Source organism: Flavobacterium sp. KACC 22761, from assembly GCF_034058155.1.
Taxonomy (GTDB): domain Bacteria; phylum Bacteroidota; class Bacteroidia; order Flavobacteriales; family Flavobacteriaceae; genus Flavobacterium.
This window is the reverse complement of record NZ_CP139148.1, coordinates 339,108-361,895: the sequence shown is the minus strand read 5'-3', so window position 1 is coordinate 361,895 and position 22,788 is coordinate 339,108. Positions and strand designations below refer to the sequence as shown.

The 22,788-nt window shown below is 33.9% G+C and carries 23 protein-coding genes; 18 read left to right on the top strand and 5 right to left on the bottom strand.

Features of this window, described 5'->3' with window-relative positions; all coding sequences use genetic code 11:
* Positions 1–20: 20 nt before the first annotated feature.
* The 10 genes from SCB73_RS01530 to ftsY all read left to right on the top strand — a co-directional run bounded on the left by SCB73_RS01530 (position 21) and on the right by ftsY (position 8,018).
* Positions 21–1,184 (top strand): glycosyltransferase family 2 protein, encoded by a 1,164-nt coding sequence (locus tag SCB73_RS01530; RefSeq protein WP_320568428.1) that lies wholly within the window; start codon positions 21–23, stop codon positions 1,182–1,184.
* Between the two features lie 84 nt (positions 1,185–1,268).
* A complete protein-coding gene (locus SCB73_RS01525; RefSeq protein WP_320568427.1) occupies positions 1,269–2,618 on the top strand; it encodes a dihydrolipoamide acetyltransferase family protein in 1,350 nt (449 codons plus the stop codon).
* Between the two features lie 215 nt (positions 2,619–2,833).
* Positions 2,834–3,604, top strand: coding sequence for a 3'-5' exonuclease (locus tag SCB73_RS01520; protein ID WP_320568426.1), 771 nt, complete (start codon positions 2,834–2,836; stop codon positions 3,602–3,604).
* Positions 3,605–3,701: 97 nt separating this feature from the next.
* The gene (locus SCB73_RS01515; protein WP_132989688.1) at positions 3,702–4,313 is read left to right on the top strand and encodes a fumarylacetoacetate hydrolase family protein; all 612 of its coding nucleotides are present in this window, start codon (positions 3,702–3,704) and stop codon (positions 4,311–4,313) included.
* Positions 4,313–4,657, top strand: coding sequence for an Hpt domain-containing protein (locus SCB73_RS01510; RefSeq protein ID WP_026728026.1), 345 nt, complete (start codon positions 4,313–4,315; stop codon positions 4,655–4,657). The genes SCB73_RS01515 and SCB73_RS01510 overlap by 1 nt, the downstream gene beginning before the upstream one ends.
* A gap of 218 nt (positions 4,658–4,875) precedes the next feature.
* The gene (locus SCB73_RS01505; RefSeq protein WP_320568425.1) at positions 4,876–6,129 is read left to right on the top strand and encodes a CinA family nicotinamide mononucleotide deamidase-related protein; all 1,254 of its coding nucleotides are present in this window, start codon (positions 4,876–4,878) and stop codon (positions 6,127–6,129) included.
* Between the two features lie 71 nt (positions 6,130–6,200).
* Entirely contained in the window at positions 6,201–6,437 is a 237-nt protein-coding gene (rpmB, locus tag SCB73_RS01500) for a 50S ribosomal protein L28 (protein ID WP_008468080.1), read from the top strand.
* A 27-nt stretch (positions 6,438–6,464) separates the two neighbouring features.
* Positions 6,465–6,647: a 50S ribosomal protein L33 gene (rpmG, locus tag SCB73_RS01495; protein WP_008253902.1), complete on the top strand. Its 183-nt coding sequence runs from the start codon at positions 6,465–6,467 to the stop codon at positions 6,645–6,647.
* A 74-nt stretch (positions 6,648–6,721) separates the two neighbouring features.
* Positions 6,722–6,874 (top strand): DUF4295 domain-containing protein, encoded by a 153-nt coding sequence (locus tag SCB73_RS01490; protein ID WP_008468081.1) that lies wholly within the window; start codon positions 6,722–6,724, stop codon positions 6,872–6,874.
* 190 nt (positions 6,875–7,064) lie between these two features.
* Positions 7,065–8,018: a signal recognition particle-docking protein FtsY gene (gene ftsY, locus SCB73_RS01485; RefSeq protein WP_320568424.1), complete on the top strand. Its 954-nt coding sequence runs from the start codon at positions 7,065–7,067 to the stop codon at positions 8,016–8,018.
* Between the two features lie 242 nt (positions 8,019–8,260).
* Here ftsY and SCB73_RS01480 read toward each other — a convergent pair whose 3' ends face one another.
* A complete protein-coding gene (locus SCB73_RS01480) occupies positions 8,261–9,325 on the bottom strand; it encodes a serine hydrolase domain-containing protein (RefSeq protein ID WP_320568423.1) in 1,065 nt (354 codons plus the stop codon).
* A gap of 121 nt (positions 9,326–9,446) precedes the next feature.
* Between SCB73_RS01480 and SCB73_RS01475 the strand changes: the two genes are divergently transcribed.
* The 4 genes from SCB73_RS01475 to SCB73_RS01460 are packed head-to-tail and all read left to right on the top strand — an operon-like array spanning position 9,447 to position 10,760.
* Positions 9,447–9,569: a hypothetical protein gene (locus SCB73_RS01475; RefSeq protein ID WP_320568422.1), complete on the top strand. Its 123-nt coding sequence runs from the start codon at positions 9,447–9,449 to the stop codon at positions 9,567–9,569.
* Between the two features lie 13 nt (positions 9,570–9,582).
* Positions 9,583–10,023, top strand: coding sequence for a hypothetical protein (locus tag SCB73_RS01470; protein WP_320568421.1), 441 nt, complete (start codon positions 9,583–9,585; stop codon positions 10,021–10,023).
* A complete protein-coding gene (locus tag SCB73_RS01465; protein WP_320568420.1) occupies positions 10,004–10,300 on the top strand; it encodes a DciA family protein in 297 nt (98 codons plus the stop codon). The genes SCB73_RS01470 and SCB73_RS01465 overlap by 20 nt, the downstream gene beginning before the upstream one ends.
* A 28-nt stretch (positions 10,301–10,328) precedes the next feature.
* Positions 10,329–10,760 (top strand): hypothetical protein, encoded by a 432-nt coding sequence (locus tag SCB73_RS01460; RefSeq protein ID WP_320568419.1) that lies wholly within the window; start codon positions 10,329–10,331, stop codon positions 10,758–10,760.
* Between the two features lie 144 nt (positions 10,761–10,904).
* Here SCB73_RS01460 and SCB73_RS01455 read toward each other — a convergent pair whose 3' ends face one another.
* From SCB73_RS01455 to bshC, 3 genes are all read right to left on the bottom strand, one after another.
* Entirely contained in the window at positions 10,905–11,324 is a 420-nt protein-coding gene (locus SCB73_RS01455; RefSeq protein WP_012026941.1) for a nucleoside-diphosphate kinase, read from the bottom strand.
* 220 nt (positions 11,325–11,544) lie between these two features.
* Positions 11,545–12,816: an acyltransferase family protein gene (locus SCB73_RS01450; RefSeq protein ID WP_320568418.1), complete on the bottom strand. Its 1,272-nt coding sequence runs from the start codon at positions 12,814–12,816 to the stop codon at positions 11,545–11,547.
* Between the two features lie 199 nt (positions 12,817–13,015).
* Positions 13,016–14,605, bottom strand: a complete 1,590-nt coding sequence (gene bshC / locus SCB73_RS01445) for a bacillithiol biosynthesis cysteine-adding enzyme BshC (protein ID WP_320568417.1) — start codon at positions 14,603–14,605, stop codon at positions 13,016–13,018.
* 273 nt (positions 14,606–14,878) lie between these two features.
* Between bshC and SCB73_RS01440 the strand changes: the two genes are divergently transcribed.
* From SCB73_RS01440 to SCB73_RS01425, 4 genes are all read left to right on the top strand, one after another.
* Entirely contained in the window at positions 14,879–16,156 is a 1,278-nt protein-coding gene (locus tag SCB73_RS01440) for an MFS transporter (protein WP_320568416.1), read from the top strand.
* Between the two features lie 98 nt (positions 16,157–16,254).
* The gene (locus SCB73_RS01435; RefSeq protein WP_132989698.1) at positions 16,255–16,509 is read left to right on the top strand and encodes an autorepressor SdpR family transcription factor; all 255 of its coding nucleotides are present in this window, start codon (positions 16,255–16,257) and stop codon (positions 16,507–16,509) included.
* A 3-nt stretch (positions 16,510–16,512) separates the two neighbouring features.
* The gene (locus tag SCB73_RS01430) at positions 16,513–17,166 is read left to right on the top strand and encodes an SdpI family protein (RefSeq protein ID WP_320568415.1); all 654 of its coding nucleotides are present in this window, start codon (positions 16,513–16,515) and stop codon (positions 17,164–17,166) included.
* Positions 17,167–17,188: 22 nt separating this feature from the next.
* Positions 17,189–18,550, top strand: a complete 1,362-nt coding sequence (locus tag SCB73_RS01425; protein WP_320568414.1) for an alpha/beta hydrolase family protein — start codon at positions 17,189–17,191, stop codon at positions 18,548–18,550.
* A 47-nt stretch (positions 18,551–18,597) separates the two neighbouring features.
* Here SCB73_RS01425 and SCB73_RS01420 read toward each other — a convergent pair whose 3' ends face one another.
* The gene (locus tag SCB73_RS01420) at positions 18,598–22,686 is read right to left on the bottom strand and encodes a DUF7948 domain-containing protein (RefSeq protein ID WP_320568413.1); all 4,089 of its coding nucleotides are present in this window, start codon (positions 22,684–22,686) and stop codon (positions 18,598–18,600) included.
* Positions 22,687–22,788 lie beyond the last annotated feature (102 nt).

Below are 22,788 nucleotides of genomic sequence, written 5' to 3'. Positions count from 1 at the left end.
AAATAAATTTTCTGTTTTTTATGCAGCTTTCGGTTATTATTTTAAATTACAATGTGCGTTATTTTCTGGAACAGTGCGTTTTGAGTGTTCAAGAAGCTATTTCAACAATAGACGCTGAAATTATTGTAGTCGATAATAATTCTTCTGACGACTCTTGTTTGATTATGCAAGAGCGATTTCCGTCAGTAAAATTTATTCAAAACAAAGAAAATTTCGGTTTCCCAAAAGGCAATAATATTGGAGTGCAAGAAGCACAGGGTGAATATATATGTATTTTAAATCCTGATACTGTCGTTGCCGAAGATACTTTTACTAAAATTTTAGCTTTCGCCGAAAAGCAAAAAGATTTGGGAATAATTGGATGTAAATTAATTGACGGAAAAGGAAATTTTTTACCCGAAAGCAAACGAGGAATCCCGACACCTTGGGTCGCTTTTACAAAGGTTTTGGGATTGTATAAGTTTTTCCCGAAATGGAAAATCTTTAATCAATATTATGCACAGCATATAAATGAAAATGAAAATGGAAAAGTGGAGATTCTTGTTGGTGCATTTATGTTTATGAAACGAGAGCTTTATAACGATTTGAAAGGTTTTGACGAAAACTGCTTTATGTATGCTGATGACATTGATTTATCGTATCGCGTATTGCAAAAACAAAAGACAAATTATTATTTCGCTGAAACAACCGTTTTGCATTATAAAGGCGAAAGCACTATAAAAGATGAGAAATATATGAAGCGTTTTCAAGAAGCAATGAATTTCTTTTATGATAAGCATTTCAAGAAATCATTGTTTTTTAGCTGGTTTATTCAACTAGGAATTTGGTTTTTCTCTTTTGTAAAAATGTTTCAAGGAAAACCAAAGCAAAAACCGCAGCCTGAAAAGTATATTTTTTATTCTTCAAATAGTATTTTGTCTGAAAAATTACCTTCAATTTTAAAAAATAAAGTTCAGTTTTTGGATTTCAAAAAAGAAAAAATGGTAAATTCGTGCCACGTTTTTAAGGGTAAAAGAGTTGAGATTATTTTAGATAATCAGTACGTTTCATTCAAAAAATGTATCAAAATCATAGAAACTCTTAAAGATAAGAAGGTTACTTTTAAGATTTTCCCCAAAAAAGCAAATTTTATTATTGGAAGCAATTCTCGAAATGACAGGGGGCAAATTGTAAAAATTGAGTAAAAAATTATATTAAATGTAATTTATATTTAAAAAATTCGGTAATTTCGCAATCTGAAAATCAAAATCACCCTTGAGGTTAACAATATGGCAAGATTTGAATTAAAACTTCCTAAAATGGGAGAAAGTGTCGCTGAAGCAACTATTACAAACTGGTTGAAAGAAGTTGGAGACAGAATTGAAGCTGATGAAGCTGTACTGGAAATTGCAACTGACAAAGTTGACAGCGAAGTGCCAAGCGAGGTATCAGGAGTTTTAGTTGAACAGTTATTTGGTAAAGATGATTTAGTTCAGGTAGGACAGACTATTGCAATTATTGAAACAGAAGGTGATGCTCCAGCTGAAACAAAAGCTGAAGAAACAGTAATCCCGGCAGCTGCTGCAGAAATTGAGAAAACAATTGAGACAGTAAAAGAAACAGTAAGTGCTCCGCAGGATTTTGCTTCATCGGATAAATTCTTTTCTCCATTGGTTAAAAATATTGCCAAAGAAGAAGGAGTTTCTATTGCTGAACTTGACAATATTCAAGGTTCAGGAAAAGATGGACGCGTAACTAAAGAAGATATTTTAAAATACGTTGAAGACCGCAAATCTGGAGTAATAGCTCCTGTTGCAGCAACAGAACCTGTGAAAGTAGTTGCTGAACCAGTAAAAGTTGCTGAGCCGGTTAAAGCAGTAGAACCTGTAGCTCAAAAAAGTCATCAAGCAGTTCCGGTTTCTGTAAATGGAGGTGATGAAATCATCGAAATGGACAGAATGCGTAAACTGATTTCAGGATATATGGTGGCTTCTGTGCAGACTTCGGCTCATGTTCAGTCGTTCATTGAGGTCGATGTAACAAACATTGTAAAATGGAGAGACAAAGTGAAAGCTGCTTTTGAGAAAAGAGAAGGCGAGAAATTGACTTTTACGCCAATTATGATGGAAGCTGTTGCAAAAGCTTTGAAAGATTTCCCAGGAATGAATATTTCGGTTGACGGTGAATATATTATCAAAAAGAAAAATATAAACTTAGGAATGGCGGCAGCGTTGCCAAACGGAAACTTAATTGTTCCTGTAATTAAAAATGCAGATCAGTTAAATCTTGTTGGAATGGCAAAAGCGGTTAACGATTTAGGAAACCGTGCAAAAGCTGGAAAATTAAAACCAGACGATACACAAGGCGGAACTTATACAGTTACAAACGTGGGGACTTTTGGAAGTGTTTTTGGAACGCCAATTATCAATCAGCCACAAGTTGGAATTCTAGCTCTTGGAGCAATTCGTAAAGTGCCGGCAGTTATTGAAACTCCTGAAGGTGATTTTATCGGAATTCGTCAAAAAATGTTCTTGTCGCACTCTTATGATCATAGAGTTGTAGATGGAGCTTTAGGCGGTAGCTTCGTAAAAAGAGTAGCTGAATATTTAGAAGCATTTGACGTGGATCGCGATTTCTAGTCAATTCACAAATAAATTTAGAACCCGGAAAATGAAATGATTTTCCGGGTTTTTTATTAACAAGAAAATTAGAAATTTAAGTTTTGACGCCATTGCATGGGGCTCTTATTTTAAGTTAAAATCTAATAAATAGCCTTTTTTTAGGCAAAAAAAATAAAAATAGGGGCGGAAAATTCGGCTTTAAAATTTACATTTGTAATCTTATAAAAATTAAAATGGAATTAAAACTTAACAAACCAATTTGCTTTTTTGATCTTGAAACAACTGGTATAGATATCGGTAAAGATCGAATCGTAGAAATTTCAATATTCAAAGTTTACCCAAACGGAAATAAGGAAAGCAAAACATGGTTGGTAAATCCTACTATTCCAATTCCTCCACAAACAACCGCTGTGCATGGCATCACTGACGAAAAAGTAGCAAATGAACCTACTTTTGCAGAACTTGCGCCTCATATATATAATATGATAAAAGATAGTGACTTGGGAGGTTTCAACTCGGATCGTTTTGATATTCCGTTGCTTGCTGAAGAATTACTTCGTGCAGGAGTGGATTTTGATATGAAAAACAAAGTTTCTGTAGATGTTCAGACTATTTTCCATAAAATGGAAGAGCGTACTTTGAGTGCTGCCTTGAAATTTTATTGTGGAAAAACGTTGGATAATGCACACTCGGCAGAAGCAGATACAATGGCGACTTACGAAATTTTAAAAGCGCAGCTAGATCGTTATCCTGAATTGGAAAATGACATGAAAGCATTGTCTGAGTTTACAACACGCAAAAAAATCGCTGATTTTGCAGGAATGATTGCTTTTGATAAAGATGACGAGGAGATTTTTACTTTCGGAAAACATAAAGGAGCAAAAGTTGAAAAAATTCTCGAAACGGAGCCTGGGTATTTCAGCTGGATTCAAAACGCGGATTTTCCTTTATACACCAAAAAGGTTTTAACTGGAATTAAATTAAGAAAATTAAACACTAAATAAGTTTTCAGTCGCAGTCTCAGTATTCAGTTTTATACTGGAACTGATTTTGTGTTTTGTAATGACTGCGACTGAAAACTGTGACTGAAAACTAAAAATAATGAAAATCATTTGCATCGGTAGAAATTATACCAATCATATTGAGGAATTAAAAAACGAACGCCCAGACGAGCCGGTTATTTTTATGAAACCTGATTCGGCGGTTTTGTTGAAGCAGCATCCTTTTGTAATTCCAGAATTTTCTGAGGAGATTCATCACGAAATTGAGATAATTGTTAAAATAAATAAAGTAGGAAAGTACATCGAGCCTAAATTTGCCAATAAGTATTATGACGAAATTAGTGTAGGTATCGATTTTACTGCCAGAGATTTACAAGATAAACTAAAAGCAAAAGGATTGCCTTGGGAAAAAGCAAAGGCATTTGACGGTTCTGCTGTCATTGGAGATTTTTTGCCAAAAAGTGATTTCGTTTCTATGGAAAATCTTACTTTTGAATTGAAAAATAATTCTAATACAGTTCAAAAAGGCAATACAAGCTTAATGCTTTGGAAAATTGATGAGCTTATTGCGTATGTTTCGCAGTTTTTTACATTAAAAATTGGAGACATAATTTTTACAGGAACGCCGGCAGGTGTTGCGCCTGTGAAACCAAATGATGTTTTAGAAGGCTTTTTGGAAGATAAAAAATTATTCAGAATACAAGTAAAATAATGGCTTTAAAGTACAACCTTTCGAAAGTATATGCGCTTTCAGACAATGATCCTGAATTTGTAAACGAAATTCTTAAATTATTTGTTACTGAAGTTCCTGAAGATTTAAAGCAAATCAAGGAAGGAATTAAGAAAAAGGATCATAAATATGCTTATTCGTATGCGCACAAAATAAAGCCTACGCTGGATTTGATGGGCTTAAATGTAGCTTTTGAAGAAATACTTCAAGTTGAAGCATGGACAAAGGCTGAAGGCAAGAAAAAAGATATTATTGAGACTTTTAAAAGTATTAGGGTACAGGTAAAAGAAGCGATAAAAGAAATCAAAAAAGATTTTGATTTGTAATAATATAACGTAATCTTGTTTTGTTTTTCGATTGTTATAAAGACAAAACAAGGTTTTGTGTTTTTCTTGATTTAAAATACTTCATAAAATAAGTGGCATCTTGAAATGATATTAAGATGAAAGAAGCCAATTCTGCCCCTCCCATAAATCAAAACTTCCACAGCCTACTTTCCTTTAATAATAGCTTATAGATTATTTAAGCAAAAAATAAAATTTGCATGAAAGCAACCATTATAACTATTGGAGACGAAATTTTAATAGGACAGATTATTGATACGAATTCGGGATTTATTGCAAAAGCATTAGACCGAATTGGAGTTGAGGTTACAGAAATGATCTCAATAAGCGATGATAAAAAACAGATTTTAGATACGTTTGCACAACTTCAGAATAAAGTTGATATCGTAATTGTGACCGGAGGTTTGGGCCCAACAAAAGATGATGTTACTAAAAAGACATTCTGTGAATATTTTGATGATGAACTTGTAGTTAATCCAGAAGTTCTAGCGCATGTGACACAATTGATTGAAGGTTTTTACAAAAGACCGATTTCGCAATTAAATAAAGATCAGGCGTTGGTTCCTTCGACTTGCACGGTTTTGCATAATCAAGTCGGGACTGCGCCGGGAATGTGGATGAAGAAAGAAAATACTGTTTTTGTTTCGCTTCCGGGAGTTCCTTATGAAATGAAATATTTAGTGGAAGAAGAAATAATTCCAAAAATAGTTCGCGAATACAAGCGTCCATACATTATTCATAAAACCATTTTGACTTACGGTCAAGGTGAAAGTTTAGTTGCAGAGCGTATTGAAAATTGGGAAAATAATCTCCCAGAGTTTATCAAATTAGCCTATTTGCCAAATCCTGGACGCGTGCGCCTGCGCATGACAGCCCGCGGAACAGATAAAGAAGAATTGGAAAAAGCAATTGAAGATAATGTTCGTTCTTTAGATGCGATAATTCATGATATAATAGTAGGTTACGAAGAAAATGAAACGATCGAAACCGTCATTGCCAAGTTTCTAACAAAGCAAAACAAAACCATTTCGACTGCCGAAAGTTGTACAGGAGGAAAAATTGCTTCGCTTTTGTCTTCTGTGCAAGGCGCTTCAAAATATTTTAAAGGAAGTGTTGTTTCGTATGCAACAGAAGCCAAAGTCAATGTTCTTGGAGTTTCGCAAGATTTGATTGATGAATATTCGGTAGTTAGTGCCGAGGTTGCAACAGCTATGGCTTTGAGTGTGAAAGAGATGCTTAAAACAGACTACGCAATTGCAACGACCGGCAACGCTGGGCCGTCAAAAGGCGACTCTGATGCTGAAATTGGCACTGTTTTTATAGCTTTGGCAACGCCAACTGAAGTAATTGTAGAAGAATTTAACTTCGGACAACCGCGTGAAAAAGTGATAGATAGAGCGAGTATTAAGAGTTTGGAAATATTACAGAAAGAAATTTTAAAAATTGTGCAATAATTTTTTGCTACAATGGTTTATTTTTCTTTTCTTTGCACCCTGATTTTGAATAACGATAAAAGATAAGTATAATGTCAAGAGTTTGTGACCTTACAGGTAAAAGAGCGATGGTAGGAAATAACGTTTCTCACGCTATGAACAAAACTAAGAGAAAGTTTTCTGTAAACTTAGTTAAAAAGCGTTTTTATCTTCCAGAAGAAGATAGATGGATTACTCTTAGAGTAGCAGCATCTACGATAAAAACAATTAATAAAAATGGAATCACTGCAGTTTTGAAAAAAGCGCAGTCAGAAGGATTTATCAAATAATCTTTTCCTAAATAAATATATAGCAAGATGGCAAAGAAAGGTAATAGAATCCAAGTAATTTTAGAATGTACTGAGCACAAGACTTCTGGTGTTCCAGGAACTTCTAGATATATTACAACTAAGAACAAAAAAAATACTCCAGACAGATTAGAGATTAAAAAATTTAATCCAATCTTAAAAAGAGTAACTGTTCACAAAGAAATTAAGTAATAATTAGAGATTTTTATAAATCTCAAATGGTTTGGCCATTCGAGTTTTATGAAAAGTTCAATAACATTTGAATCATGGCAAAGAAAACCGTAGCATCGTTACAAACATCTTCTAAGAGATTATCAAAAGCCATCAAAATGGTGAAATCTCCTAAAACTGGTGCATATACATTCGTAGAATCTATTATGGCTCCTGAAGAAGTTGATGAATTCTTGAAAAAGAAATAATTACAATTACATTATATAGAAAAGCTACTTTCTTTCAGGAAGTAGCTTTTTTATTACCTATATTTGTCTAAAAATTTAAAGAATCGCAACAATTGCTCTTTTTTTGAAAAACAATTGTGCTTTCTTTAATGAAATTGGGTTTCTTGTCTGGAAATCAAGAAATCTAGTAAATCTAAATAAACTACAAAAAATGAGTTTTTTTAAAAAATTATTCTCTACCGAAAAAAAAGAGACTTTAGACAAAGGTCTTGAAAAAACAAAAACTACTTTTTTCTCGAAGTTAAGTAAAGCTGTTGCTGGAAAATCTAAAGTCGATGATGATGTTTTAGATAATCTGGAAGAAGTTCTTGTAGCTTCAGATGTTGGCGTAAACACTACTTTGAAAATCATAGAAAGAATTGAAAAGCGTGTTGCGGAAGATAAATATCTTGGAACTGACGAATTGAATCAGATTCTTCGTGATGAAATAGGAGCTTTATTGGCTGAAACTAACACAGGCGAAGCAACAGAATTTGAAGTTCCTGCAGCTAAAAAACCTTATGTATTAATGGTTGTTGGTGTAAACGGAGTTGGAAAAACTACAACGATTGGAAAATTAGCTTATCAATTCAAAAAAGCGGGACATAAAGTGGTTTTAGGTGCTGCCGATACTTTTCGTGCGGCGGCGATCGACCAATTGCAAGTTTGGGCAGATAGAGTTCAAGTGCCAATTGTAAGACAGCAAATGGGAAGTGATCCGGCTTCGGTAGCTTTTGACACTTTGCAATCTGCGGTTGCTCAAGATGCTGATGTTGTGATTATTGATACAGCAGGACGTTTGCATAACAAAATCAACCTGATGAACGAGCTTACAAAAGTAAAAAGAGTGATGCAAAAAGTAGTTGCCGATGCTCCACATGATGTGCTTTTGGTTTTAGACGGTTCAACTGGGCAAAATGCTTTTGAACAGGCAAAACAATTTACTGCTGCGACGGAAGTAACGTCATTAGCAGTTACTAAGTTAGACGGAACTGCAAAAGGTGGTGTTGTGATTGGTATTTCAGATCAGTTTAAAATTCCGGTGAAATATATTGGTGTTGGCGAGGGAATTGAAGATTTGCAAGTCTTTAATAAATATGAATTCGTAGACAGTTTCTTTAAATAATATATAATGAAAAATATATCAGCTCTAACTTTTTATTTTGCGAGCGTAATAGCTTTTGTTCTGGCAAATGTTTTAAAGGATAAGAATCTCTCAGTATATTATATTTTACTGGTTTTGGGAGTTGTTTTGTTCTTTTTGGGAGTTCTTAAAAGAATAAAAACTAATCGCTAGTTTTCTATCTTAAAATATTTGAGCTTTTAAATAAAAGTGTTTTTAATTACTTTTATTTAAAAGCTCTTTTTTTATTGATATAATGCATTGATTTTTTTCCATAATGTTTTATCAAAATCAGATAAAGCAAGATTTACATTATCTGCTGCATCTCCCATTCTGATTATGACCATTTTCTTGCTTGGAATTACGTAGATCTTCTGATCGTTTTTTCCTAAAGCCATAAACATATCGCTTGGGCCAGTTGGAATTACGCTACCTTGAAAAGTAAGTTGCGATTGTGGCAAATGATAAGAAGCTTTTCCGTTCAGCCACCATAAATAGCCGTATCCTAAATTAATGTTTTGTGAAGTTGTTGTTGCGTCATTAAAATAAGCTTCGTTTAAAATAGCGTTGTTTTCCCATTTTCCTTTATTGAGCATCAACAATCCAAAACGCGCCATGCTTCTTGTGTCGCTGGTGTAGACACTGTTTACGCCAAGCTGAACCCAATTGCCATTCATCCCGATTTTGTCTCTTAATTTGCTGTTGAAATACGTTTCCCATTTTTGTCCGCTGGCTTTTTCTACAACATCTTGCAGTTTTACATATACATTATGATATGCCCATCGTGTGCCTGCATCAGCTTTGTAGATTAAATTTGCTGGTTCGACATCATCTGTACTGTCATCTAGGCCTGATGTCATGGTCAATAAGTGTTTGCAAGTAATAAGGTCTTCTTTTGATGGAGTTTCACTTGTCCAGCCTGTTCCAAGATATTTTGAAACTTTGTCATTTATATTTAACAAATTTTCTTGTTGTGCAATTCCTGTTACAGTCGATGTCAATGTTTTTCCGGCGCTGGCCCAATACCAGTTTGTTGTTGCGGTATGTTTGTTGAAATAATTTTCTAAAACGATTCGGCCATTTACTAAAATCATAAACGATTTGGAATTTTTAAGCTCTAGATAATCTAAAAGTGGCTGAACAGCACTTTGATTCCATTTTAAATCAGCGACTGATTTTGTTTCCCAAGTTGTTCCGGTTAATGGCGGAAAATACATATTTTCTGTTGGAGCAGTATCTGGTTCTGTTGTGTCTTTACTGCATGCGCTGAACACTAAGAGTGTCAGGATGGTACAAATGGTTTTGGTCATGTTTTTTTTGGTTTAGGTTTGGGGTTTGACCAAAAATATGTAAAATAGTTTAATGGGTTTTGCAAATTTTTATTTCTTTTGAGATTTATAAGTTTACCTTTGTAGTTCACTAAATTTTCTTTTGAAAACGGATGCCCTAGCCCTGATGGAAGCGGCATCTCCCGATTTAGAAAAACAAGGCTTTTTAGCCGTAGTTTTTGTTTATCGGGAATACAGCGGACAGCAGGAATCAGCTCCTTATTAATATTATATTTATTATGAAAAACACTTTTATGATTTTGGTTTTATCACTTTTGTTTGTGGGTTGCAAACAGGAGATTAAACCGGCAGATATTGCAAAACTTAATGGCTACTGGGAAATTGAAAAAGTTGTTTTTGATAAAGGCGAGGAGAAGGCTTACGGAATGAATGAAAACTTTGATTTTTTTAAGATTAAAGGAACAAAAGGAACGAGGACGAAAGTAATGGCGCAATTGGATGGGACTTTTCTGACTACCAATACTTTTGAGAATTTTTCGGTTAGATTTACAGATAAGGGAACTTTTTTGGATTATAAAACGGCTTATGCGAAGTGGAGCGAAGAATTGATTTCGATTTCGGATAAAGAGTTTGTGGTGAAAAATGACCAAAATAAAGAGTATCATTATAAAAAAACAGGACCAGTTAATATTTTAAACGATGGCAAAGAGACTAAATAACGAAAGTACGATTGGGGCTGTTTTGAAGCAAATTATTCAGACGAACAAGCTTCAGTCTGGAATGGATGAAATTGATGTTCGTGATGCTTGGAAACAATTGATGGGAAGTGGCGTAAACACTTATACCAGAAATGTTGTTTTGAAGGGAAGCACGCTTTATGTTGAATTAGGTTCGGCTGTTTTGAGAGAAGAACTAAGCCACGGAAAGTCAAAAATCGTTAAAATGATTAATGAAGAATTAGGGCGTGATGTGGTGAAAGAGGTTGTTTTGAGATAAGATTTGATGTGCTAAAGAGTATTGTATTATGAGCTATTTAAAATCGAAATTCAAGATTTTTCCAATTATTTTAATTTCTTATTTTAGTGTCTTGCCTCTATTGACTATTTGGTTGTATTTTTTTACTCCAAATGTAAGCGTAATTCTTCCTGTTTTATTTTTATCGGGTGTCGGTTTCTTTTGGTTTAAGATTTTAAGAGTTAGAGCATGTAGCATAAAAATTAATAAAGAGCAGATTACATTGCGACATTATTTTGGGATTGGAAAGCCTTTAGTTTATGTAAATGCCGAATTAGATGGTTTTACTACGGTGTTTGAATCTGCAAAAGGAACTGATTATGAGTCTATATTTATTCTGGAAAAAGGAAAACGTATAGGCTGTGTTTCTAGTTTTTATCATAAAAATTTTGAGAACCTAAAGTTGGGAGTAAAAGAGAATTTAGTTGATTTAGGAGAGTAAAACAATTTTAAATAAGATAAGTTTAGAGTTGTTTAATTGTTTTGGGTATGATCAATAAAAAAAAATGCTGTTTGGTTTACAAACAGCATTTTTTTTATGAATGGCAATCACTGAAAACTGTGACTGCGACTGAAAACTATTTTATTAAAATTGCTCTCTTCCTGCAAAGTGGAATGCGCTTTCGATAGCAGCGTTTTCGTCGCTGTCAGATCCGTGAACTGCATTTTCTCCGATTGAAGTAGCGTATGCTTTACGAATAGTTCCTTCAGCAGCTTCAGCTGGATTTGTAGCTCCAATTAAAGTTCTGAAATCTTCTACTGCGTTGTCTTTTTCTAAAATTGCAGCAACAATTGGTCCGCGTGACATAAATTCAACTAATTCTCCGTAGAAAGGTCTTTCTGCGTGAACTGCGTAAAATGCTTTTGCATCAGCTACAGTTAATTGAGTTAATTTTAATGAAACGATTTTGAAACCTCCATTAGTAATCATTGCTAAGATATTCCCGATGTGTCCGTTTGCAACAGCATCTGGTTTAATCATTGTAAAAGTTCTATTTGTTGCCATTTTATTGTGCTTTTTAAATTTTGTGCAAAAGTAGACTTTTTTTATGAATTGATTTTAATAAATTCATAATTAAAATAGTGTAGAATGATGTTTTAACCAATAAAAGCCTTTTGTGAAACCGTATTATGTAGAGATGCACAGTAGTGCATCTAACACAAAGTTGATTTTGAAATAAAAAAAAGACGCACTGCTGTGCGTCTCTACATATTTGGTTGAAAAATTACACTTTGAATATTAATTTATTTCTATAGAAAATCCACAAAATTAAAGTCCAAATACACACGTAAACCAGTGCGCCAGCAAGCGAAGCGGTCATTGGGTTGCTGAAAAACGGTGCAATCCAAAAGCTGTACAGGTAATTCAGTAAATTGATTTTTTCTGAAGTTTTATGTGGATTTTGAAACTCAATCATTATTAAAGCCTGCGGAATAATTTGCGAAGTGAAAAACACAATCATTGGGTTTACTCCCCAAATCAAAAACAGTTTGAAGCCTTTTTTGTAAGCTGCAATATCTATAATTAAGTATAATACCGTCAAGAATACAGTTGCTAATCCGGTTGTGTATAAAACATAACTGCTGGTCCAGATTGATTTGTTGATCGGGAAAACAAGATCCCAAATTAGCCCTAAAAATATAAGTACCGTTCCTGCAATTCCCATTTTCTGGGCTTTTTGAATTTTAGTTATATCAAAAAGCAAAAGCTTTCCAACCAATAATCCAATGATTCCGTTTACGATTGACGGAATTGTGCTTAAAATTCCTTCCGGATCCCAAGTTACAGTGCCTCGATACATGTGGCCTTTTAATAAAACGCCATCCAGCCAAGCGGCAAGATTTGTTCCTTTGTCAAGATTAGCTTCGCCAATTCCGGGAACAGGAGTTAAAGTCATAATGGCCCAATAGCCTAATAGTAAAATTGCTCCAGTAATGATTTGAGTTTTCTGCGAAGTTATTAAATACAAAAGGGAAACGATAAAATAAACAACAGCAATTCTTTGTAGAACTCCCGGAAGTCTTACATCTGCATAAGCTTCGATTCCACTGTAAGCAAGAAACACGTAAATAAACAGAATCGAAAAGGCTAAAATATTTTTGATTTTTGAGCTAAAACTTCCCATTAAAGCATATCCAACGGCAATAGTTATTGCCAAACGCCCAATTAAAAGCGGAATCCCTTCAAGTCCAAACAGCTGAATTTTCCCGAAGAAGTTGAAGAAAATTCCCAAACAAAGCATTCGTAGGGAACGAATCAAGATTTTGTTGAAAGTAGTGCCGTCGTAAAATTTATCAGACATTGCCAGTGGAACAGCAACTCCCATTATGAAAACAAAAAATGGAAAAACTAAATCGGTTGGCGTGCAACCATTCCATTCGGCGTGGAGCAGTGGCGGGTAAACATTTCCCCAGTCTCCGGGATTGTTGACGATTGTCATTAATAAAATTGTGAGTCCGCGAAAGACATCTAGCGAAATTAAGCGTTCTTTTACCATTGGTTTTGGGTAAATAGGTTAGTTAATAATTTTAAAAATCGCTATTTGGTTTATGAAACAATAATTTTGAGAAGATAGGTGGTTATTTGGTCCTCAAGAATTATTATATATTTTTTTTGCCACGAATTACACGAATTTACACTAATTTCTATTCGCAAAAAAGCAAAAAAACAATTCGTGTAATTCGTGGCAAACTATTTTAAATTGTTATAATATTAAAATTCATTTCTAAAGGTTTCAGTTTTTGCAATAAAAGCGGTACTAATTGTTCGCCTTTCTCAAGATAAAATTCAGAAAAATTGCTTTGGCGCTCTTGCAAGCTGTTGTTTGGGAACAGTTCGCATTGTAAATCGATTACGCGTTGTAATTGATCGTTTAATTTTCTTTTTTGTGCTTTTAATAGGCGTTTTTCTAAATTTTCTAAACCTTTTGTTTGCTTTACTTCCTGGGCTTTTACAGCTCCCGAAAAAGACTTGTCAGTTTGATTGGCTAAGTTGTAAAGATATTCAAATTGTGTTTTCAATGCTTCTTTTTGAGGAGTTAAATCAATTGGAAAGGCAGAAATTTTATGCGTAATCGTATTTACTAAATTCTCTTGTTTTGTAAATAAATCTTTCCAGCTTAAATTTAAATTATCTGCTTTTTTGGTTTGTTTTTCGGTCGCCAAAAGCACTGAATTTCGAACCAAGAGCATTGGGAAAGTAATGTTTACGGCATCAAAAAAGGATTTCAATTCCAGCCAATATGCAATTTCTCCGCCTCCGCCAATGTAGCATAAATTTGGAAGAATAATTTCCTGGTATAATGGACGCATGATTACATTTGGGCTGAATTTCTCTGGATTGCTTTCTAGCAATTTGAATATTTCATCTTTTGAAAAAGCAATTTTGGTATTGTTTGCATGGTATTTGTCATTTTCAAAAATGATTCTTTCACGCAAATCATCTTCGATATAAAATAAATTGATTTCGCGCGGATTTACCTGAACAGTATAATCTTTTAGTGATTCAATTGTTTTTTGAACTGCTTTATATGAAGTGTTTTGCTCTAATTCTTCTTTGGCAAACGGAATAAATGCTTTTTTCAAGTCAGCATCATCAGCATCTAAAATAACTAGTCCGTGATTTGCAAATAAACTGTTGGCTAAAAAACGTGTTGCGTTAGCCAAATTATCATGTTTTAAATAAGCGTCTTCAAAAAGCTTTTTTAGTGTATTTGCATTTGTGCTTGATCCTAATTCTAGGGAATATATTTCTAAAAATTCAGCTAAACCTTCAGTTGAAAGTCGGCCAACCGGACCAGTGCTTTCTTTGTTCCATCTGAATTTTTTCCCTTTAAAATTGAAATAATTAATTTCTTCAAAATCATGATCTTCCGTAGCCATCCAATAAATCGGAACAAAATTATTTGAGGGATATTTTGATTTTAATTCTTTCGTCAAGTTAATTGTCGAAATGATTTTGTACAAGAAATATAAAGGTCCGCTAAATAAATTCAGCTGATGTCCAGTTGTAATGGTAAAAGTATTTTCGAGTGCTAAAAGCTCAATATTTTGTTTTGTTGAATCTGAAATCTCAATATTTTGATATTGCTTTTTTAAAGTTGAAACCAAAGGAATTCGGTTTTTATTATCAAAATTGGATTGCTTTTCCTGGATTTGTTTTTCGAAATTTTCCAAAGTTGGAAAATTGTTATATAAAGATTGTAATGCTGGTTTTTGATCTAAATAATCTTGTATCAAGGCAGAGAAATATCCTGAGGTTTGATAGCTGATACAGTCGGTAGGCATAATTTTAGATTTATTTTTGATAGCTGTAAATTTAATGAAAATATACAGTTAAAAATGTTTTTAACGATAGCTTATGATTTGATTTTTTGTTAACGATTATTAAAGTCCTTAAAAATCAAGTTTTTAATTTTATTCGAAATAAAAACTTGAAAAACATAAAACACATGAAATTTGTTAAAAAGTAATTATTGTGTTAAAACTATTTTGATTAAACATGAATTATTAGTAATGAAACTATACTTTTGTAATCAAAAAAAGTTAGATCTATTTTACATGAAAAATAACCCAAATCAAAAGAACTCTCTTAAACATGTTCTTTTTGGAAGCCTTATTGGCACCACAATTGAATTTTTTGATTTTTATATTTATGCCAATGCAGCGGTATTGGTTTTTCCTCAATTATTTTTTCCAAGCTCAAATTCTACGATGGCAACTTTGCAGTCGTTGGCAACTTTTTCAATCGCGTTTTTGTCTCGCCCATTAGGATCGGCTTTTTTTGGGCATTATGGAGATAAAATTGGGCGTAAATTTACCTTGGTTGCTGCTTTACTGACGATGGGAATTTCGACCGTTGCAATTGGATTTTTACCGAGTTATGCCAGCATTGGTGTAGCAGCGCCATTATTATTAATGTTGTGCCGATTTGGACAAGGAGTTGGTTTAGGCGGAGAATGGGGCGGAGCGGTTTTGCTCGCGATCGAAAATGCGCCTCCGCATAAACGTGCTTGGTACGGAATGTTTCCGCAATTAGGCGCTCCAATTGGTTTGTTGCTTTCTGGTGGCACTTTTTTGGTGCTGACAGATTCTATGAGTAATGAGGATTTTATGAATTATGGTTGGAGAATTCCGTTTATTGCAAGTGCACTTCTAGTTGTAGTGGGTTTTTACATTCGAACAAAAATTACAGAAACACCTTCTTTTGAAAGTGCTAAAAAAGAACAAGAAGAAGTAAAAGTACCTTTCCTAGAGTTGGTAAAATCGTATAAAAATCAGTTGGTTTTTGGAACTTTTGCTGCAATTACAACTTTCTTGGTTTTCTATTTAATGACTGTTTTTACGTTAAGTTGGGCGACATCAGACTTAGGAATCGTTAAAAGAGATGGATTGTTGATACAATTATTCTCGGTATTGTTCTTTGCTATTTTCATTCCGGTTTCAGCTTTAGTTGCTGATAAAATTGGGCGTCGTAAAATGCTTATTTTGGCGACAGCTGCGATTGCAGTTTTTGGATCTTTCTTTTCATTCTTTTTAAGTACAGGAAATATTACGTTAGTAACCACTTTTGCTTGTATCGGAATGGCTTTAATGGGATTCACTTATGGTCCGCTGGGAACTTTTTTATCTGAGTTGTTTCCAACGAATGTTCGTTATTCTGGTGCTTCTTTGACTTTTAATTTGGCAGGAATTCTAGGTGCGGCTTTTGCGCCAATGATTGCTATTTGGCTGGCTAAAACTTATAGCGTAAGTTATGTTGGTATATATTTAATGATTGCGGCTTTTATTTCATTGATTTCATTACTAGTAATTAGTAAAGACGAGCATAAATTTTAGTTTAATTTCAATTATATAAAAAGCGGCAATACAAAAATTGCCGCTTTTTTTTTTGCTAATTAAAAAAGTATTTAGATATTTGTCTAAATATATAAATAATGAACGAGATTTTTAAAGCATTAAATGATGCGACCCGAAGAGAAATTCTAGAACTGTTGAAAGAGAAAGATTTGACAGCGGGAGAAATTGCCGATGCGTTTAATATTTCTAAACCTAGTATTTCACATCATTTAGATATTTTAAAACGAGCCGATTTAATTACATCCGAAAAAAACGGGCAATTCATCATTTATTCGATCAATACCACCATAATGGAAGATGTTTTGCAGTGGATACTAACCTTTAAGAAATAAAAAATGAATTTAGAATTTAAAAAAGAGCTTCCAATAATTGGAATAGTTTTGACGCCTTTTGTTTATCTGGCATTAATATGGAATAGTCTTCCTGAAAAAGTTCCGGTGCATTGGAATTTTAAAGGAGAAATAGACCAATGGGGAAGCAAGTTTGCTTTATTGTTTTTGGTTTTGCTGTTGCCTGTTTTAATGTATTTCCTGTTGCTTGCAGCTTCAAAAATTGATCCTAAAAAACGAATTTCATTAATGGGGAGAAAATTCTACCAACTTCGATTTTTTCTAATCTTGTTTATGTCGGTAATGGCTTCATTTTTTATTTACATCGCAAAAAATCAATCTTTTTCGAGTCCAAATTTGATTTATGTAGCGGTTGGCATTTTATTAATAATTTTTGGAAATTATTTCAAAGTCATACAACCTAATTACTTTATCGGGATTCGTACGCCTTGGACTTTAGAAAACCAACAAGTTTGGAAAGCAACTCATGCTTTTGCTGGAAAGTTGTGGCTTGCCGCAGGTTTTGTCATTATTTTGGGAGGTTTGATTTTTCCTGGATTTACTTTCTCTAAACCTTTTATAGGTATTGGTGTTGCAATAGCAATCATTCCTATGATATATTCCTATTTTAAATTTAAAAGCCTTGATGATAAAGAATAAATTCGAACTAATAATATTTACAATGATTAAAATTATAATTGCAATACTAACATTTTTATTTTCTTCGTTTGTTATGGGACAGGAAATTTCGGGACAGTGGAATGGTGCTATAAAAACCCCAAATGGCAATCTAAGAATTGTCATTAATATCAATAAAACAGATAAAGGTTATGTTTCGACTATGGATAGCCCAGACCAAATGGCTAAGGGAATTCCTGTTGCTTCTACAACTTTTGAAAATTCAATGTTGAAATTAGATATCGCCGTTGCGGGTGCTTTATATGAAGGAAAATTGAATTCAGATAATACTATTGTTGGAAAATTTAGTCAAAATGGACAATCATTTGATGTTAGTTTTTCTAAAGGGAATATACAAAACGTAAGACCTCAAGAACCACAAAAGCCTTATCCGTATTATACAGAAGATGTGAAATTTGAGAATAAAAATGATAATGTGACTTTAGCAGGAACATTGTCTTTGCTAAAAAAAGAAGGCATTTTTCCAGCCGTAATTTTAATTACAGGAAGTGGCGCACAAAATAGAGATGAGGAAATTCTTGGGCATAAACCTTTTCTGGTATTAGCCGATTATTTGACAAAAAAAGGTTTCGCTGTTTTGCGATTTGATGATCGTGGAACTGGTGAGTCGACAGGGGATTTTAAAAGTGCGCTAACAACCGATTTTGCAAAAGATGTTCAAGCTGGAGTAGATTATTTAAAAACTAGAAAAGAAATTAATAAGCAAAAAATTGGTTTGATAGGGCATAGCGAAGGAGGAATAATCGCACCAATTATTGCTGGAAATTCTAAAGATATTAGATGTATTGTTTTATTGGCTGGACCTGGACTACGTGGTGATAAATTATTGCTTTTGCAAAAAGAAGCTATAGAAAAACAAATGGGAATACCAGAAATCGAAATTCAAAAAGGACAAAAGGCTTTTAAAGATGTATATGATTTAATTGTTGCTAGCTCGACAAATGATGAGAATTTAAAAAGCAATATTACGAGTACTTTTAAAGCAAATCCTAGTTTTAGTGATGATTTAAGAAATTCATTGACGACTCAACTTACAAGTCCTTGGATGTATAATTTTATAAAACTTGATCCAGCTTTGTTTTTGCAAAAAGTCAAATGTCCGGTTTTGGCATTAAATGGAAGCAAAGATTTGCAAGTTCCAGCAGAAATCAATTTAGAGATGATTCAAGGGGTTTTGACGAAATCGGGAAATAAAAAAGTGACGACAAAAGTATTGCCAAATTTAAATCATTTGTTTCAAGAATGTCAAACAGGTTCTCCAATTGAATATGGAGCCATTGAACAGACTTTTTCTCCAATTGCATTAGAAGAAATTTCGAATTGGCTTTTGGTACAAACTAAATAGAATTATTATGAAGCCTCGGGAAATAAAAAAAGATCCGAGGCATTTTTTTATCTCTTTAAGCTAAAATGTCCTTTAATTTCTTTGCCATTTATTCTCGTAACAATAAACCAGTAATCTGAAGCGGGTTGTTGTTGGCCAAGATAATTTCCGTCCCAAGCAGTGCCTTCATGTAGTTCTTTAATGAATTTCCCATATCGGTCAAATATTCGGATTCCTGTATTTGGTGCCAAATAGGCAAAATCAATTGTCCAGTGGTCGTTATAGCCATCGCCATTTGGCGTAAAGAATTTAGGAAAAGGAAGTTCATCAACTAAGTTAATGCAATTTCCTGCGGTTGCTTCAAGGATCGAGATTTTCACCGGAATTTTGTCGCTTTCACATCCGTTGATAGTTTCTGAAGCATAATAGGTCACTCCATTTTCAAGCAAAGTTGATTCAGACAAACTAATATTTGAAGTTGCACTTTCGAACCATTTTATATTTTCTCCAGAAATAATGATATCACTGATTTTTGCTTTTTGCTGAATACAGAAAATCTGAGGTGAATCAACAATTGGGTTTTGCGTATCGTGAATTTTTACAGAAACAGCTAATCTTGGGCTTTCGCAATTATTTAAAGTTTGAGTTACATAATAGGTTTGGTTTTGCAATAAAGTGGTTTCAGGCAAAACAATTCCATTTGTTGCCGAATCATACCATTTTATATTTGTTCCAATTATAGTAAGATTTGCAATTGTAGCATTTTCATCAATGCAGAAAAGCTGACTGCTATTTCCGGTAGGCATTGCTGTGTCATGAATATAAACTAAAATAGGAGTTCTGTCGCTTTCGCATCCAATAGTTTGTGAAGCGTAATACGTTCTATTATTTTCCAGTAAAGTGGTATTGGGCAAAGTTGAGGCAGACATTGGAGTATCGAACCATTTTATGTTTTGTCCAGAAATTTGAATATTGCTTAAAGTTGCATTTTCATTTTTACAGAAGGACTGATTTGCATTTGCAGTAGGAGCGAGCGGAGTATTTACAATCGAAATACTAATTCCAAATCTCGGTCCTTCGCAATTGTTTACAGTTTGTGAAGCATAATATGTTTTTCCGTTCACAAGATTTGTCGTTTCCGCTAATAAAGAGCCATTACTTTGTGCGTCATACCATTTTATTGCTGTTCCAGTAATTTGAATATTGGCAATCGTTGGGTTCTGGCTAGAACAAAATGTCTGATTTGCATTTCCTATTGGAGCTAAAGTGACTTGGATATTAATTGTAACAGGAATTCTATTGCTTTCGCATCCATTAATAGTTTGTGAAGCATAATAAGTTTTTCCATTTTGAAGTAGTGTCGTGCTTGGCAATAGTAATCCAGCGGTCAAGGAATCATACCATTTTATGTTTTGGCCTGTAATTATAATGTCGCTTAATTTTGCATTTTGCTGCACACAAAAACTTTGTGGAGAATTTGCTGTTGGTAATGGCTGACTTGTTATGGTTACAATTTGGTTTTGCGTAGATGAATTTCCGTTCCCATCGTTATAATTCCATACAATCGTATAAGTTCCCGGTAAAGCATAAGACAACGGACTTGTTGTCGTTGCGTTGATTAGTCCTGCGCAAACGTCATTAGCCGTTGGAATTGTTGTTACTTTTGTATTACAATCGCCACTTATTGTTGGAAGCGTTGCTAAACCAGGAACAGGAGCTTCTATGTCGCCTATAACAACCTTAATTTTCTTTGTATCATCACAACCGCCAGTTCCCGTTATGGTACAGCTGTATTCGCCACTGTTAATAGCCGTTGCATTCAAGATTGGTGGGTTTTGATCTGTTGATGTAAACCCGTTTGGTCCAGTCCATGAATAATTGGTTCCGCCAGACGCTTTAAGTTCCAGTGTTTTGCCAATACAAACTGGTGAATTACTTGAGGCTTGAGGATTAGAAAGACAGTCTTGGAATTTCGCAAGGTAAACATTATATAAACCACCCACTGAATTCAATGTGTAATTTTCTTGATGGGCTCCTGGTGTTGAAATTCCCTTTGAACTTTGTGTATTTCCTACTAAATAGATATTGTTTAATTGATCTAATGATATTTTGTTGTTTACATCTGCGGCACCGTTAATTCCTTCACTAAAATTCCCGCCATAGTAGGTTCCCCATTCTCTTTGTCCGTTTTCGTCAAGTTTTATCATATAAGCATCGTCATATTGAGGGACTGTGGAGTATGCACCTGGTGTTGCAATTCCGTCGCGTAAATCAGTAACTCCTTCAATTATGACTTTGTTTTTTGAATTAACAACAATATCTTGAATAATTTCACCAAAGTAAGTTCCCCATACTTGTTTTTGAGTAGTAAGGTCTAATTTAATAACATAGCTATTAAAATTGTACCCAAGCCGAAATGAAGAGGTTTGAAAAGTAGGATTAAAAGTATTAGCACTCATAAGATTAGTATGAGAGTCCGTTGTGCCAATTAAATATAAAAAGTTTCCTTTTGTTACGGATTTAGTTAATGTTGAGAATCTTGCTCCATTGCAATAACTTCCCCAAACTCTCATGCCATCTAATGTGAATTTGGCAATCATTGAGGATCCATAACCAATCATAGTTGGTTCGTATGAACCAGGTGTTGAAATGCCAGTACTGCTCGCAGTGTGTCCCGTTACATACAAAAAGCCATCATCAGAAATATTGCATGACTTGATGTCATCATTTTCAGTTCCGCCAAAGTAGGTTCCCCAAATTCGTGCTCCTTGAGGATTAAACTTTGCAATAAAACCATCGCTGTCAAGATAACCTGCAGCATGAGTCGGCTGATAACTGCCACTGGTTGCAATTTTACTTGAGCTTTCTGTTCTTCCTACAATGTAAACATTTTGCATTGCATCTATGCATAAATCGTTTGCATAATCAAAATTTCCTGCCCCATAATAGGTACCCCATTCTCGAACTCCTGAAGGATTCAATTTTACAAGATATGCGGTTGAATAATCGTACATTTCTGTAAAAGGTTGGTGTGAAGAAGGAGTTGTAACATTGCTTGCATCTACTAATTCGGTTCCGGTAAAATATAAATTTCCAGTTGCATCTACTTTTATGGTTGAGGGAATAACAGGATAATAAGTTCCCCAAATTCTAACTCCATTTTGATCAAATTTTGTTACATATCCGTATCCATGATAATAAGTGCTGTAAGTTGATTCTGGAAGTGAGCCAACTGTAGCAATGTTTATTGTGCTTCTTGTGTATCCTGAAAAGTAAACATTATTGTTTAGATCATTACAAATACCTGCTGAATAATCACCACCATTTCCACCATAATATGTCCCCCAAAGCCTTATTGGAACCGGATCAATAACAATAGTTTTTCCATTTACAGCATTAGAAGAACTAAATCCGTAAACATTTTTTTTGACCTTGATGTATCCAACTTCAATCTCTTTTTTGTTTCCGCCATCCTCAATCCAGCTTGCAGGCAATGTTTCTTCCATTTTCCCAAAACGAACATTCATTTGGATTTTATTGTCAACCAAATCTGTTTCAGCGCCATTGAATTTTAATTGAATATCTGAGATTTTCCCTTTCGGATGAATTACGAAATTATACTCAACGGTTTTCTGAGGGTCAGCAGGAATTGAAAAAACAACATCAATGTTTGGATAAATGTTTTTATAAGTAATTTGTTTGAATTGATAAACACCGAGAACTCCTTCGGGTTTGTTTGGAACATTATAATAGTTGTCAAAATCAGTTGATTTTTGCTCGGCAATTAATTCAACTTTAGAATTTGAATTTACAAAGTCAATATCAATTCGATGAAAAGTATATTCTAAATTAAAATTTTCTTGTTCTTCTTTTTTGGTGCCATTATAATGCGAAGAAAGTTCTCGTTCATTTCTAGGATCTTTAGGTTCTGTTGCTGGAATCTTTTTTACTTCATAAATATCATAAGAAAAGCCATTTTTTTTCAATTGGACATTTAACCCGTTGGAATTTAGCAAGTATAAAACCGAAGTATTCGATTTCCCTTTTTGATCCACAATCTGGCCTTTATTCTCTTTGAAACCAATAGATTGGTTTTTATTTTGAGAAAATAATTGGGTACCAACTAAAAAGAAAATTAAAAGTAGTTTTTGATTCATTTAAACTGATTTGCATTGGCGCAAATGTAATTAAATATCTACAAAACCAAGTTAAAAACTCAAATCGTCTAGCAGGAAAATCTTTTCCTGAAAAAGTCCTCA

What these genes read in the sequence shown, in the direction of transcription:
- SCB73_RS01530 (WP_320568428.1), top strand. Translation starts at nt 21, where the DNA reads ATGCAGCTTTCGGTTATTATTTTAAATTACAATGTGCGTTATTTTCTG.
- SCB73_RS01525 (WP_320568427.1), top strand. Translation starts at nt 1,269, where the DNA reads ATGGCAAGATTTGAATTAAAACTTCCTAAAATGGGAGAAAGTGTCGCT.
- SCB73_RS01520 (WP_320568426.1), top strand. Translation starts at nt 2,834, where the DNA reads ATGGAATTAAAACTTAACAAACCAATTTGCTTTTTTGATCTTGAAACA.
- SCB73_RS01515 (WP_132989688.1), top strand. Translation starts at nt 3,702, where the DNA reads ATGAAAATCATTTGCATCGGTAGAAATTATACCAATCATATTGAGGAA.
- SCB73_RS01510 (WP_026728026.1), top strand. Translation starts at nt 4,313, where the DNA reads ATGGCTTTAAAGTACAACCTTTCGAAAGTATATGCGCTTTCAGACAAT.
- SCB73_RS01505 (WP_320568425.1), top strand. Translation starts at nt 4,876, where the DNA reads ATGAAAGCAACCATTATAACTATTGGAGACGAAATTTTAATAGGACAG.
- rpmB (WP_008468080.1), top strand. Translation starts at nt 6,201, where the DNA reads ATGTCAAGAGTTTGTGACCTTACAGGTAAAAGAGCGATGGTAGGAAAT.
- rpmG (WP_008253902.1), top strand. Translation starts at nt 6,465, where the DNA reads ATGGCAAAGAAAGGTAATAGAATCCAAGTAATTTTAGAATGTACTGAG.
- SCB73_RS01490 (WP_008468081.1), top strand. Translation starts at nt 6,722, where the DNA reads ATGGCAAAGAAAACCGTAGCATCGTTACAAACATCTTCTAAGAGATTA.
- ftsY (WP_320568424.1), top strand. Translation starts at nt 7,065, where the DNA reads ATGAGTTTTTTTAAAAAATTATTCTCTACCGAAAAAAAAGAGACTTTA.
- SCB73_RS01480 (WP_320568423.1), bottom strand. Translation starts at nt 9,325, where the DNA reads ATGACCAAAACCATTTGTACCATCCTGACACTCTTAGTGTTCAGCGCA.
- SCB73_RS01470 (WP_320568421.1), top strand. Translation starts at nt 9,583, where the DNA reads ATGAAAAACACTTTTATGATTTTGGTTTTATCACTTTTGTTTGTGGGT.
- SCB73_RS01465 (WP_320568420.1), top strand. Translation starts at nt 10,004, where the DNA reads ATGGCAAAGAGACTAAATAACGAAAGTACGATTGGGGCTGTTTTGAAG.
- SCB73_RS01460 (WP_320568419.1), top strand. Translation starts at nt 10,329, where the DNA reads ATGAGCTATTTAAAATCGAAATTCAAGATTTTTCCAATTATTTTAATT.
- SCB73_RS01455 (WP_012026941.1), bottom strand. Translation starts at nt 11,324, where the DNA reads ATGGCAACAAATAGAACTTTTACAATGATTAAACCAGATGCTGTTGCA.
- SCB73_RS01450 (WP_320568418.1), bottom strand. Translation starts at nt 12,816, where the DNA reads ATGGTAAAAGAACGCTTAATTTCGCTAGATGTCTTTCGCGGACTCACA.
- bshC (WP_320568417.1), bottom strand. Translation starts at nt 14,605, where the DNA reads ATGCCTACCGACTGTATCAGCTATCAAACCTCAGGATATTTCTCTGCC.
- SCB73_RS01440 (WP_320568416.1), top strand. Translation starts at nt 14,879, where the DNA reads ATGAAAAATAACCCAAATCAAAAGAACTCTCTTAAACATGTTCTTTTT.
- SCB73_RS01435 (WP_132989698.1), top strand. Translation starts at nt 16,255, where the DNA reads ATGAACGAGATTTTTAAAGCATTAAATGATGCGACCCGAAGAGAAATT.
- SCB73_RS01430 (WP_320568415.1), top strand. Translation starts at nt 16,513, where the DNA reads ATGAATTTAGAATTTAAAAAAGAGCTTCCAATAATTGGAATAGTTTTG.
- SCB73_RS01425 (WP_320568414.1), top strand. Translation starts at nt 17,189, where the DNA reads ATGATTAAAATTATAATTGCAATACTAACATTTTTATTTTCTTCGTTT.
- SCB73_RS01420 (WP_320568413.1), bottom strand. Translation starts at nt 22,686, where the DNA reads ATGAATCAAAAACTACTTTTAATTTTCTTTTTAGTTGGTACCCAATTA.